General features: G+C 43.3%; 9 protein-coding genes, 7 tRNA genes and 1 rRNA gene. 11 read left to right on the forward strand and 6 right to left on the reverse strand.

The annotated features are described in order from the left end of the window. Nucleotides 1–45 precede the first annotated feature (45 nt). The 5 genes from rrf to NST15_RS01000 all read left to right on the forward strand — a co-directional run bounded on the left by rrf (nt 46) and on the right by NST15_RS01000 (nt 3,184). A 5S ribosomal RNA gene (gene rrf, locus NST15_RS00980) occupies nt 46–161 on the forward strand. A gap of 43 nt (nt 162–204) precedes the next feature. Beyond that, nucleotides 205–279: transfer RNA gene (locus tag NST15_RS00985), tRNA-Asn, on the forward strand. A gap of 1 nt (nt 280) precedes the next feature. Then, a tRNA-Thr gene (locus NST15_RS00990) sits at nt 281–353 on the forward strand. A 365-nt stretch (nt 354–718) separates the two neighbouring features. After that, entirely contained in the window at nt 719–2,158 is a 1,440-nt protein-coding gene (locus tag NST15_RS00995) for a SulP family inorganic anion transporter (protein ID WP_342498757.1), read from the forward strand. A gap of 60 nt (nt 2,159–2,218) precedes the next feature. Then, entirely contained in the window at nt 2,219–3,184 is a 966-nt protein-coding gene (locus NST15_RS01000) for a bile acid:sodium symporter family protein (protein WP_317328468.1), read from the forward strand. Between the two features lie 39 nt (nt 3,185–3,223). Here NST15_RS01000 and NST15_RS01005 read toward each other — a convergent pair whose 3' ends face one another. From NST15_RS01005 to murQ, 6 genes are read right to left on the reverse strand one after another with little or no spacing between them, the layout of a single operon-like run. Continuing rightward, a complete protein-coding gene (locus NST15_RS01005) occupies nt 3,224–4,471 on the reverse strand; it encodes a DUF1343 domain-containing protein (protein WP_342498758.1) in 1,248 nt (415 codons plus the stop codon). Between the two features lie 11 nt (nt 4,472–4,482). After that, entirely contained in the window at nt 4,483–6,402 is a 1,920-nt protein-coding gene (locus NST15_RS01010) for a glycoside hydrolase family 3 protein (RefSeq protein ID WP_342498759.1), read from the reverse strand. Between the two features lie 13 nt (nt 6,403–6,415). Further along, nucleotides 6,416–7,771: a penicillin binding protein PBP4B gene (gene pbp4b, locus NST15_RS01015; RefSeq protein WP_019744082.1), complete on the reverse strand. Its 1,356-nt coding sequence runs from the start codon at nt 7,769–7,771 to the stop codon at nt 6,416–6,418. Between the two features lie 12 nt (nt 7,772–7,783). Continuing rightward, a complete protein-coding gene (locus tag NST15_RS01020; RefSeq protein WP_008344031.1) occupies nt 7,784–9,163 on the reverse strand; it encodes a PTS transporter subunit EIIC in 1,380 nt (459 codons plus the stop codon). After that, a complete protein-coding gene (locus tag NST15_RS01025; protein ID WP_272511932.1) occupies nt 9,160–10,029 on the reverse strand; it encodes a MurR/RpiR family transcriptional regulator in 870 nt (289 codons plus the stop codon). Before NST15_RS01025 ends, NST15_RS01020 begins: the two co-directional genes overlap by 4 nt. A gap of 12 nt (nt 10,030–10,041) precedes the next feature. After that, the gene (gene murQ, locus NST15_RS01030; RefSeq protein ID WP_007498556.1) at nt 10,042–10,953 is read right to left on the reverse strand and encodes an N-acetylmuramic acid 6-phosphate etherase; all 912 of its coding nucleotides are present in this window, start codon (nt 10,951–10,953) and stop codon (nt 10,042–10,044) included. 220 nt (nt 10,954–11,173) lie between these two features. On the opposite strand from murQ, the gene NST15_RS01035 reads away from it, so the two are divergent. The 6 genes from NST15_RS01035 (at nt 11,174) to rocF (ending at nt 12,644) form a co-directional block, all read left to right on the forward strand. Further along, nucleotides 11,174–11,248, forward strand: a tRNA-Glu gene (locus tag NST15_RS01035). Nucleotides 11,249–11,254: 6 nt separating this feature from the next. Continuing rightward, nucleotides 11,255–11,330, forward strand: a tRNA-Val gene (locus NST15_RS01040). Nucleotides 11,331–11,333: 3 nt separating this feature from the next. Next, nucleotides 11,334–11,406, forward strand: a tRNA-Thr gene (locus NST15_RS01045). A gap of 28 nt (nt 11,407–11,434) precedes the next feature. Continuing rightward, a tRNA-Tyr gene (locus NST15_RS01050) sits at nt 11,435–11,519 on the forward strand. A 4-nt stretch (nt 11,520–11,523) separates the two neighbouring features. Next, nucleotides 11,524–11,595: transfer RNA gene (locus tag NST15_RS01055), tRNA-Gln, on the forward strand. A gap of 137 nt (nt 11,596–11,732) precedes the next feature. Next, nucleotides 11,733–12,644, forward strand: coding sequence for an arginase (gene rocF, locus NST15_RS01060; RefSeq protein WP_342498760.1), 912 nt, complete (start codon nt 11,733–11,735; stop codon nt 12,642–12,644). The last annotated feature ends 20 nt before the right edge of the window (nt 12,645–12,664 follow it).

The following is a 12,664-nucleotide window of genomic DNA, read 5'->3' on the forward strand; positions in this document are numbered from 1 at the left end:
ATGAACATTGTTATCTAGTTTTGAGAGAACATTCTCTCCATCAGGTTTGGTGGCGATAGCGAAGAGGTCACACCCGTTCCCATACCGAACACGGAAGTTAAGCTCTTCAGCGCCGATGGTAGTTGGGGGTTTCCCCCTGTGAGAGTAGGACGCCGCCAAGCTTTTTGTTTATATCCTTCCAATGGAAGAAGTTACTTTATCCATTCCGCAGTAGCTCAGTGGTAGAGCTATCGGCTGTTAACCGATCGGTCGTAGGTTCGAGTCCTACCTGCGGAGCCATGCTTCCATAGCTCAGTAGGTAGAGCACTTCCATGGTAAGGAAGAGGTCAGCGGTTCGAGCCCGCTTGGAAGCTTTCCTCTATATGATAATAGTAAATGTTAAGGTTTCTCGTTGATGAGAAGGCTTTTTTTGTTTGTTTTAAAATATATACTTAACGTTTATTGATCTTGGTTCGGCTTATTAAACTAGAAAATGAATCGAGCGATTTTGGTGGAAGCTTTGCCTTAGCTTTCTATATACTCCTTCTATTTGTTCTTGATTCTTCGGCGTATTTCTTTTATCCTTACTAAAGTGATGACTACCTCTCTTACAAAAGACTCTGTACGTTCCTCTTTTTCCCCGAAATTGAATGGTTATTGTTTTTTCCTTTCTGTATCTCCGAGTTTTATTCGCCTTCTTTTTCCTTGTGCGGTATGTATATAAAAAGGAGTAGATGGTTTGAAAGATTTATTTGTAAAGCAAGAATGGTTTGGACATGTGCGTCAGGATGTGTTGGCGGGTATTTTAGTGGCCTTGGCTTTGATTCCTGAGGCGATTGCGTTTTCGATTATTGCGGGCGTTGATCCAAAGATTGGGTTGTATGCTTCGTTTTGTATTGCCATTGTCATTTCGTTTGTTGGTGGACGGCCAGGTATGATTTCGGCTGCTACAGGGGCTATGGCTCTGGTTATGGTTAATTTGGTAGCCGATCATGGATTGCAGTATTTGTTTGCGGCTACGATTTTAACAGGCCTGATTCAAATTGTGTTTGGAATGTGTCGTGTTTCTCGTCTGATGAAATTTATTCCGAGGTCTGTGATGGTTGGTTTTGTCAATGCGTTGGCAATTATGATCTTCATGGCACAGCTGCCGCATTTCGTTGGGGAATCCATGGCTATGTATATCATGACAGGTGGCGCTTTGTTCATCATTTATGTATTACCGATGGTCATCAAAGTTGTTCCCTCTCCACTCATTGCGATTATTGTGATGACGATGATTGCTGTATTTGGGCATATTGATGTCAGAACGGTTGGAGACATGGGAGAGCTGCCTAGCTCTTTGCCAGTTTTTCTTATCCCAAATGTACCGTTTAACTGGGAAACACTTGCTATCATTTTTCCTTATTCCTTAGCACTTGCGATGGTTGGTTTACTTGAATCTTTATTAACAGCACAGATTGTAGATGATATGACGGAAACGTCTAGTCGTAAAAATAAGGAAGCGAGAGGCCAAGGAATTGCCAATGTGGTGGCAGGATTTTTTGGCGGTATGGCTGGCTGTGCGATGATTGGTCAATCTGTGATTAATACAAAGGCAGGGGGACGAGGCCGGCTTTCTACCTTTGTGGCTGGTGCATTTTTAATGGTATTGATTTTTGTGCTCGGTGATGTGGTTGTTCAAATTCCGATGGCTGCTCTTGTGGCTGTCATGATCATGGTTTCTATTGGTACCTTTGATTGGAGTTCATTCCAGCAGCTGAAAAAGAACCCAAAAACAGATTCTCTTGTGATGCTTGTCACGGTCGTGACGGTGGTGTTCACTCATGATTTATCCAAGGGTGTTTTTGCAGGGGTGCTGCTTAGTGCCGTATTCTTTGTGGCTAAAATATCAAAACTGCATATTACCTCTACAGAAAGCCAAGCTGGTACATGGGTTTATCGAATTAAGGGTCAAATTTTCTTTGCTTCCGTGACTGAATTGATTCAAGCCTTCCATCATGGAAACGACCTGAACACGGTTGTGATTGATTTGTCTGAAGCGCGTATATGGGACGAATCAGGTGTGGCTGCGATTGAACGTGTGAAGGAAAAATATCGTACAGCTGGTGTAGAGGTGGACGTAGTTGGAATGGATACGTCTAGTCAAAAGCTTGTGAAACAAGTGATTGGATCTTAAAAGACTTTTCTGTTTGTTACAATAAAACAAGGAAGAAAGTGAAGGATGGAGGTGGCCGGCATGCTTGTCCGTTTGAATCAGGTGCTCGGCCGGATGATGCCGCTCATTACGCCTGTCAGCGTGCTACTTGGTGTATTATTGGCGGCGTATTTAAAAGATTTGACCTTTTTGGTGCCATGGGTGTTTGCTGTGATGACATTTGCAGGAAGTCTGTCTGCTACCTTTTCAGCTTTAAAGCATACGGTGATGCATCCATTGCCTTTAATTTTAACGTTTTTGATTTTGCATGTGTTGATGCCCCTTTACGCTTGGTCAGCGGGGCATCTGATCTTTGCGGGTGACTCCATGACGATCACCGGTTTGACACTTGCCATGGTGATTCCAACAGGCGTTTCTAGTTTAATATGGGCAGCGATGTATAAAGGGAATGTGGGATTAACGTTATCCATTATTTTGATTGATACACTGCTGTCGCCATTTATTGTACCTGCCAGTCTGTCACTTCTCGTCGGTTCACAGGTCCATATGGACATGGCGGCCATCATGAAGGGGCTGTTTGGTATGGTGGTGCTTCCATCTATATTAGGGATGCTCGTACATCAATATGCAAAGCCAGCGGTAACGAAAAAGATCAGTCAGACCTTGTCTCCTTTTTCAAAAATAGGCTTGTTTGTTGTGGTCTCGATCAATAGTTCTGTTGTTGCTCCCTATTTACGTGAACTGGATGGTGCGTTTTTTAGTAAAGCAGCCATTGTGTTTTTCATTGCAATGAGTGGATATGCTTTTGCGTGGTTCATTGGGAAGGCGATGAAATGTACTCAAGGAGAAATTGTGGCGATTGTGTATACGGGCGGTATGCGGAACATTAGCGCGGGTGCGGTGCTTGCCATTAGCTTTTTCCCGCCTGCTGTTGCTGTCCCTGTCGTGATTGGCATGCTGTTTCAGCAAGTACTTGCAGCCTTGTTTGGCTTTTTACTTAATCGTTTTGAGCTGAAAGAACCTGCTGTGATTAAGTCTTTATCATGAAAAAGCCTCCATCCTTTAAGGTGGAGGCTTTTTTTACGATTAATAGATGAGATATTTTTTCCGTTTCTTTTCGAATGTTTTCAGGTCATGGTGGTATTGTTTCATGATGTGTTTGATGGAAGTGCCTTTATTGATTTCTTCTTTGATCCAGCTATTCCCGATGAGTTTATCAAAGCTGCCTGTTTGTAGGAATTGAAAGTCATTAGGATACAAGTCGTGTATTGCTTTGATAATGGATAGACCTGTTTTGACTGCTTCGAATGATTTTCGGTCTGTGACATAAAGCTGTACCCCGTGAGACAAAGTCCCGGCATGTTTTGAAAAGGTAGGGGTAAATGAGACAGGTCTAAATTGAACGCCTTTTAGTTTTAACCCATTTAAATGATCTGCTAGCTCATTGCTATTGATATATGGAGCGCCAATGAGTTCGAACGGTTTTGTCGTTCCTCTGCCTTCAGAAACGTTTGTGCCTTCGATTAATCCTGTTGCTGGGTAAACAAAGGTACTATCAACGGTCGGCATATTAGGTGAAGGGAGGACGAACGGTAGCTTCGTGTCATCGAACGTCATGGATCGTTTCCAATGTTTCATTTTGATCACGTTTACATCAGCGTTGATATGAAACTCTTTGTTAAACATGTATGCAAGTTCTCCAGTTGTCATCCCATGTCTTAATGGGATGGGATAGAGACCTACAAAAGAGGCGTGTTCTGGCTCTAATACGGGTCCTTCTACTTTTAGTCCGCCTATTGGGTTTGGACGATCTAAGACAACAAATGGAATGTTGTTTTCCTTAGCCGCTTCCATTGCATACGCCATCGTGTAAATATAGGTGTAATAACGAGCACCAACGTCTTGAATATCAAATAGCAGGACATCTACATTTTTGAGCATTTCAGGAGTTGGCTTTCTTGTTTTTCCATAAAGAGAGTAAACAGGCAGGCCTGTTTTTTCGTCAGTATACGATTCGACGCCTTCTCCTGCTTGTGCATCACCACGGACGCCATGTTCAGGTCCATACAAGGCAGTCAGTTTAATATCGGGGTGTTCAAATAGCAGATCGACACTGCTTTTCATGTTTGCATCAATGCCTGTAGGATTCGTAATAAGCCCTACTTTTTTCCCTTTAAGCCAAGAGAGGTTACTTGAGAGTAATGTTTCGATACCTGTTTTGACTGTTGCTTTTTTTCCTTTTGTATCTGTTCGTTCTGAATTTGCGGGGGAGGCGGCGGTCAATGTGCTGATCATGAGAATGCTAGCGAGTATCAAGCTTGCTGTCTTTTTCAAGAGAATCCCTCCTATTTGATCTGTTTGCCTTTTAAATTGAGTCCATAGCCAAATGGGTAAAGGGTTTGATTAGGATGAGTGACTGATGGGATAGCGACGGGCAATTTCCCTTTAGGTGAGGCCGCTCCAAAAATCACTTCTAGTCCCGCAGGAATATTCGGTTGATTGAATTGTCCATTTGAGTAGCCTTTAAAACCGTACACAGCTAGTAAGGCGTCGGCTTCCTCGAAATTTGCAGCATCATATGGGTTTCTAAGACTCATGATGACCAATTTTTTGTTTTGTGCTGCTGCTTCTTTCATGACAGCACGAGGGAAGGCCGTTGCCCATTTTTTCGGATCCTGTACACCGTCATCAATGACGCCATCATTCACAGCCGGGTCATTTTGGACAACGTAAGAGCCTGTAATGACATAGTCAGCATCTTGAATGAGTTTGGCTGTTTCTTTGGAGAAGCTCTTATCTGCAAATGTGTATGATTGGATTTGCACAGGTTTGATCTTTTTTTGTTTGATTAGTGATTCAATTGTGACGGACATTGCTTTTGTTTGATCTTCGTATGGTGCCATGAGTACGATTTTGTCATTCTTTTTAGGCTTAAAAGGCAAGGTTTTGTCGTTGTTTTTAAGGAGAGTGATTCCTTCACGTGCCATTTTTTGTTCTGCTTTTCGGTGCGACTTTTGACCAACGAGCTGTGTGGCTTTTTTGATTTTCTTCTCAAGGCTTACTGATTTATTGGCGGAAATGATGCCGCGTTTAATCTTTAATTGAAGGATTTTTTCGACAGATTGATTGATCTGAGATATCGGAATTTCGTTTGTGAGAACTGCTCTTTTTAAAGCATTGAACACATTCTCTAGGTTTTTTTCTGTCTTTAAGGACGTGACAGGTGCTGGCATGAGGGCAATGTCGACGCCTGCTTTAATAGCCATTACCACAGCTTCTTCCTGTCCGAAGTTATCTGCAATCGCTTTCATATTGAGGGCGTCTGTGACAACCACTCCTTGAAAGCCCATGTCTTCTTTTAATAAGTTTGTGATGACTTTTTTTGATAAGGTTGCTGGAACCATAATGTCCTCGCCATCTTTTTTACTTTTATACGTTGTGTCATCAATGGCTGGGAATTGAACATGAGCGGTCATGACCATATCTGCCCCTGCGTTGATTGCTTGTTGAAATGGATACAGCTCCACCTTTTTAAGACGATCTAGATCATGTTCGACAAGCGGAAGTCCGTAGTGACTATCAACAGCTGTATCACCATGTCCCGGGAAATGCTTTAATGTGGAAATGGTCTTTTCCTTTTGAAGTCCTTTCATGGTTTGAAGACCAAGTCGCGTGACTAGTGCAGGGTCAGAGCTAAAGGAACGGACACCAATGACGGGGTTATTCGGGTTATTATTCACATCAAGAACAGGAGAGAAGTTTGTATTGATACCTAGAGCGTTTAATTCTTTGCCGATGATTTTTCCTGTGTCATATGCATTTTTCTTACTTCTAGAGGCACCAATCGACATATTTCCTGGGAAATGTGTTCCCTTTTGTAGTCTTGTGACGATTCCGCCTTCTTGATCAATGGAAATGAGTAAAGGAATGTTGGATGATGCTTGTTGAAATTCATGTGTGAGTTTGACGGTTTGTTCCGTATCAACGACATTTTCTGCAAATAAGATGACACCGCCTAAATGATATTTCTCTACAAGGTGAGAGACTTCTTTATTCATTTTTGTGAAGCCTGTAGGAGCGGATTCACCTTCTGCTTGCCAATTGCGAAAGTCTGGCATGAGCATTTGGCCAATTTTTTCATCCAAGGACATGTCTTGAACCATTTGTTTGGCAGTTGGGAGAGGGGCAGAGCTCACCTTTTCCGTTGGAATGGAAGAGGTGAGCAGGGCCAAAACGAGTGCAGCGGGGAACAGAGCTTTTAACATCGAATTCCTCCTTTTACTTAAAAGATTCGTAGATTGCGGTCATGATGCTTCCATAAGTACCAGTTGGGAAAAGGTCACCTTCAAATTGATTTGGGTTGACTTCAGGTGAAATGACGGGTGAATGTTTTTTATTTGTCAGCAAGACGACGCCTAGATTGTGTTTTGGATCAATCAATGTCATCGTTCCGGTCCAGCCTGTGTGTCCATACGCTTCTTTACTTGCGTACTTCCCAAACATCCATTCCATGTCAGTATTGCCGTTTTTCCGCCAGCCTAGCCCGTAAGTTGGGTTCGTGTCTGATGATTCCGTAAAGAGATCGATAGAAGCTTGGTCAAAGATGGTTGTTTTCCCATAGCCTCCTTTATTGAGCATCAGCTGAAGCAGTACGGCCATATCTGATGTATTAGAGAAAAGTCCGGCATGTCCGGAGACACCTGCCATTGAGTAATAGGCTTTCTCATCGTGGACTTCACCTAGTAAGGTATACCTGCGAATGTTTTCAAAATCAATGACACCATCTCTTGTATTGCCTAGACGCTCGGTTGCTGCAAAATGCTTTGGCTTGAATCCCTTTTTCAGCGGATTGAACATGGTATGTTTGAGACCAAGCGGTCGATAAATCGTCGACTCTACATATTGATCAAGTGGCATACCGGTTTTTTTCTCGATGATCATGCCTAACAGCATGTAATCAATATCACTATAAATATGCTGAGTCCCTGGCTTGTATTGCAGGGGCACCTTTGGCAGCCATTTCATGGTTGTTTGTCTATCTTGGGAGAAAAAAGAGCCCGCTTGCTCTTTGCTATAAAATAAAACACTGGAAGGAAGTCCGGCAGAATGGGTGAGAAGATCCTTGACTCGAAGCTGATCTTTGCCGGTTACCTTTGCATCTGGTTCATCTTGAAAGTCAGGCAGGATGGTTTGTATTTTTTCATTTACATCTAGTTTTTGTTCATATACTAGCTTTTGCAGGGCATAGTTGGTGGCATACATTTTTGTATTGGATGCCAAATCGAACAGTGTGTTCTTTTTCATTTTCTTATAGAATTTGAGTTCTGTTGTCCCTTTATATTTTTGTCTGTAGCCATAGGCTTTTTGATGGACGATCTGACCATCCTTGATAATGATGAGTGCTGCCCCTGGAAATCCTGCTTTGATATCGTTTTGAATCATGTGATCAACCTTCCTAAGCTGCCTAGAAGAAAAACCTACTTGTTCCGGTCGTTTTGCTTTTTTTAAGACGGGATATTCTTCAGGTGCTGTTTTAGACAAAGACGATACAGGATGGGAGCTAGTTGCAAATGTTTGTACTGGTAACCCAAGGAGCATGAACAGACTTGTGATGATGAGAAAATATTTCTTCAAGAGCTAGACCTCCTATTGCTTATTTTCCTCGAATTCAACAGCCATATCATCATGAAATCCAAATAAGTATGTGAAGATAAATCCAGCGACATATGCAATGAAGAGTCCTATTAAGTAAAGTAGCATTTGATGTGTGTGAACGATAAAGGTTAATGGGAGACCTGATACCCCGATTGCTTTAGTGGCGATTTGGAAATAGGCTTGAAATGCTCCGCCGATTCCAGCGCCGAGACAAGCAGTGAGGAAGGGTCTTCCGAGCGGGAGTGTGACACCGAAAATGAGCGGTTCTCCAATTCCAAGCATTCCTGAAGGAAGTCCGCCTGCAATGGCTCTTTTCAGCTTTTTCTTTTTTGTTTTCATATAAATGGCAAAGGCAGCACCGACCTGTCCTGCGCCTCCCATAGCGAGGATTGGCAGAAGCGGGTCATCTCCAATTGAATTAATCAGTTCCATATGAATAGGTGTTAGGCCTTGGTGAAGTCCAGTTACAACAAGAGGAAGGAAGGTCGCACCAAGAACAAATCCTGCAAAAATACCGCCAATGTTTAATAGATAAGTAAGTCCAGAGGTGATGGCATCAGATATAAATCCGCCGACTGGCATGAAGATAACGTACGTGAAAATGCCTGTAATGAGTAGTGTGATGGTTGGTGTGACGATGATATCGAGTGATTGCGGGACGAAGCGTCTGATCCGTGTCTCAACAAGTGCCATAAAAATAGCTGCAAGAAGAACACCGATGAGTCCGCCTCTGCCTGGTAGAATATTAGTGCCAAATAACATAATATCAGCGGCAGCTGGGTTAATGATGAGAATACCTGCTAATGCGCCTAATGCAGGAGAGCCACCAAATTCTTTTGCGGCGTTTGTTCCTACTAATATACCGAGATAAGCAAACAAGCCTGAGCCTATAACGGTTAGGATAATCGCAGCTTGAGATTTTTCATCGAGCCAGCCTGCTTGCACGACCGCTTTTGTAATACCCGTTATAAGACCCGATGCAACGAGTGCTGGAATAATGGGAATGAAAATGCTGGCGATCCGCCGTAAGAACAGCTTGAATGGTGTGCGGTTCTTTTGTGAAATGGCTTGTTTGTTTTTCTGTGCTTCGTTGTTTAAGTCATATGAACCTGAGGCATTGAGCAGCTGTTCAAACGCACTTGATACTTGGTTGACAACACCTGTGCCTAAAATGATTTGCAGTGTTTCCGCTTCGACGACGCCAATGACGCCATCGAGTTCTTTGATCGCGGTGGTTTGCACTTTTTCACGATCAATGGGTGTAATTCGGAGACGTGTCATACAATGTGTGTGGGAAGAGATGTTTTCAGAACCACCACAGAGTGAAAGGATTTCTTTCGCCAACTGCTGATATTTTTTTTGATGACTCATGTTGAATCCCCCTTTGTTTTTCGTTTCATGGAGCGGATGGCATGCCTTGTTTTGTCAATATATTGTGCTGTCTGTTCATATTGACGGGAGGCTAAACTGAGGAACAAGACATCGATTAAATAGAGCTGTGCCATTCTAGAGGAAGTGGCAGCACTGCGAAAAGGTGCTTCATTGGAACCGGACGTTGATAGATGAACATCACACAATGCAGAAACGCTTGTATGACCTGGGTGCGTTAAAGCAATGGTTTTTACTTCATTTTCTTTGGCGAGCTGAAGGGCTTGGATGATGTCTAATGTTTCTCCTGAGAAGGATATACCGAACACAATGTCATTCTTTCCAGCATTTGCGATGACCGTAGATGCGATGTGCATGTCAGTGAAGGCAGTGGCTGCATAATTGATTCTGAGAAATTTCTGCTGGGCATCAGCTGCGACGATGCCAGATGCACCCACACCGATAAAATGGATTTGGTTTGCATTCTGCAGCAGTTGAACAGCTTTTTCTAAAGCTTCTACATTTAAAATAGAGGCTGTATCTTTGATCGATTGAATGGTGTTTCCTGCTGTCTTTTGAATAATGGATTGAAGTGGTTCATCTTGTTCGATATCCCGGTAGCCTTGTTTATCAGTGTGCATTAAGTCTCCAGCGATCCGCATTTTCAAATCGTGATAGCCATCCAGCCCGAGAGACTTACAGAGGCGGATGACGGCAGAGCTGCTTGCACCGGCAGCCTGACTGATTTCATGCACTGTGCTTTTAATGACTTTGTCAGGATGGGCAAGGATATAGTCTGCAATGATTTTTTCAGATTGGGGAAGCTTTGATTTCATTGTGTGTAGTAGGGTGAGTCCGCCTGCTGACATGAGTTTCCTCCTTTAAGATTGATGACGTAAGATGGCTTTGTCGATGTGACCATCTGCTTTGTTGAGCAGGTCTTTGGCTGTCTTTTTATCTGTTTTGGTTTGGAGCATGACGATGGCTGTTTTAACTTCTAAATCGGCTGCTTCAAGTGCTTTTACGGCTTGTTCGTAGGAAGCATTGGTCACATGCTGAATGATGGTGATGGCGCGTTCTTTTAGTTTATGATTGCTTACTTTTACATCTACCATCAGGTTTTCATATACTTTGCCTTGTCTGATCATGACAGAGGTGGAAAGCATATTTAAAATCATTTTATGAGCGGATGCGGCTTTCATTCGTGTTGACCCAGTGATGGCTTCTGGTCCTACGACGACTTCAATGGCGCAGTCTGCTAGTTCGCTAATCTCTGCTTGTTCATTGCAGCTGAGGGCTACTGTTTTTGCTCCAATGGTTCTAGCATAGTTTAAAGCGCCAATGATATAGGGTGTTCTGCCGCTCGCCGCAATGCCGACAACCGTATCTTTTGATGTCAGGTGGATGTGTTCTAAATCTTTTTGACCAGCTTCTTCACTGTCTTCCACATCTTCTGCTGCATGTGAAAAGGCAGAGTCGCCACCGGCCATGATGCCTACGATGACATCAGGTGAAATGCTATAGGTAGGTGGACATTCGACCGCATCCATTACCCCAATTCTGCCGCTTGTTCCAGCGCCTAGATAAATGAGTCTGCCTCCATTCGAGATGGATTCAAAGGCAAAGTCACTTGCTGTCTTTACGTCTGGAAGGACACGGTTGACGGCTTGAGCGACCTTCATATCTTCCTCATTTATCATTTGGAGCATTTCTAGCGGGCTTGCTTGTGAAATTCCCATGGTGTTAGGGTTTCTTGATTCTGTTGTCAAAGAACGCAGTTGAGATGGCTGCATGTGACATACCTCCTTATTTCTTCATTTTCAGTATATTGAGTATGATATGAAATTTCAATATTATATTTAAATACTGAAATTATATTTCAGTCGAAATGTTGTGCTGAGGAGGGTTGAATAGTTAGAAAATAAAAAAAATAAAAATCCCCTTTACAAAAGGGGGACAACCTGTATATAATAACTTTTGTCAGCTTCACGGAAACAGTAAACTTGACAAACTGGCCCGTTGGTCAAGCGGTTAAGACACCGCCCTTTCACGGCGGTAACACGGGTTCGAATCCCGTACGGGTCACCATCATGTGGAGGATTAGCTCAGCTGGGAGAGCATCTGCCTTACAAGCAGAGGGTCGGCGGTTCGAGCCCGTCATCCTCCACCATATGCCGGTGTAGCTCAACTGGTAGAGCAACTGACTTGTAATCAGTAGGTTGGGGGTTCAAGTCCTCTTGCCGGCACTGTTTTTCTTTTATCAATTCCATATGTGGAGGGGTAGCGAAGTGGCTAAACGCGGCGGACTGTAAATCCGCTCCCTCCGGGTTCGGCGGTTCGAATCCGCCCCCCTCCACCATTTTTGGGCTATAGCCAAGCGGTAAGGCAACGGACTTTGACTCCGTCATGCGTTGGTTCGAATCCAGCTAGCCCAGTTAAGACACCTTTTTTAAAAAGGTGTCTTTTTTTTATTTTGACGATTGGAATGTATAACTATTCAAAATATTGTTGAGTTGAGTCAGAAGGCACCGAGAAAGTAAAATATAAGCATGAACGGAAAGGGGATGTACATATGGGAGATCAAAAGAAGGTCACGATTGTTGGGGTGCCGATGGATCTCGGTCAAATGAGAAGGGGCGTCGATATGGGGCCGAGTGCCATTCGCTGTGCTGGTGTAAAAGAAAAATTGGAATCGCTTTCATTTGATGTCGAGGATCTAGGGGATATTCCCGTTGAGCAAAGAGATGATGAGAAAGGTCTCTATACAAGTGAAAAACTGAAAAACTTAACGGAGAATGCTGGCGCAAACCAGCTTCTTGCTGAAAAGGTTAGCAGTATTGTGCAGTCAGGTTCGTTTCCGCTGATTTTAGGCGGGGATCATAGCATTGCAATTGGTACACTAGCCGGTGTAGCCAAGCATTATAAAAATTTGGGTGTCATTTGGTATGATGCGCACGGTGATTTAAATACAGAGGAAACTTCTCCTTCTGGAAATATTCATGGGATGCCACTTGCTGTCAGTCTCGGCCTTGGGCATGCTGATCTAACGAATATTGGCGGTTATGCGCCTAAAGTAAAGCCGGAGAATGTGATCTTGATTGGTGCTCGTTCTTTAGATGAAGGAGAGCGGGCATTAATTAGAGAAAAAGGCATTAAAGTGTATACGATGCATGAAATAGATCGTTTAGGAATGACGAGAGTAATGGAGGAAGCCATTGCGTATTTAAAAGAAAGAACAGATGGTGTTCATTTGTCGCTTGATTTAGATGGCCTAGATCCAGCGGAGTGCCCTGGCGTGGGAACGCCGGTTGCAGGCGGCATCAGTTATAGGGAGAGTCATCTTGCAATGGAGCTTTTAGAGGAAGCAGGTATTTTGACATCTGCTGAGTTTGTTGAGGTGAATCCGGTATTAGATGAGAAAAATAAAACAGCAGAAACGGCAGTTGCATTAATTGGTTCTTTAATGGGTGAAAAGCTATTATAGAGCGGGACTTGTTCCCGTTC

Source organism: Bacillus sp. FSL R5-0820 (assembly GCF_038593385.1).
Classification (GTDB): Bacteria; Bacillota; Bacilli; order Bacillales; family Bacillaceae; genus Bacillus; species Bacillus altitudinis.

Bases quoted from the DNA above. Each gene is read 5' to 3' on its own strand.
- NST15_RS01025 (WP_272511932.1), bottom strand. From the start codon at position 10,029: ATGTCAGCAGGCGGACTCACCCTACTACACACAATGAAATCAAAGCTT.
- NST15_RS01020 (WP_008344031.1), bottom strand. From the start codon at position 9,163: ATGAGTCATCAAAAAAAATATCAGCAGTTGGCGAAAGAAATCCTTTCA.
- NST15_RS01000 (WP_317328468.1), top strand. From the start codon at position 2,219: ATGCTTGTCCGTTTGAATCAGGTGCTCGGCCGGATGATGCCGCTCATT.
- murQ (WP_007498556.1), bottom strand. From the start codon at position 10,953: ATGCAGCCATCTCAACTGCGTTCTTTGACAACAGAATCAAGAAACCCT.
- rocF (WP_342498760.1), top strand. From the start codon at position 11,733: ATGGGAGATCAAAAGAAGGTCACGATTGTTGGGGTGCCGATGGATCTC.
- NST15_RS01010 (WP_342498759.1), bottom strand. From the start codon at position 6,402: ATGTTAAAAGCTCTGTTCCCCGCTGCACTCGTTTTGGCCCTGCTCACC.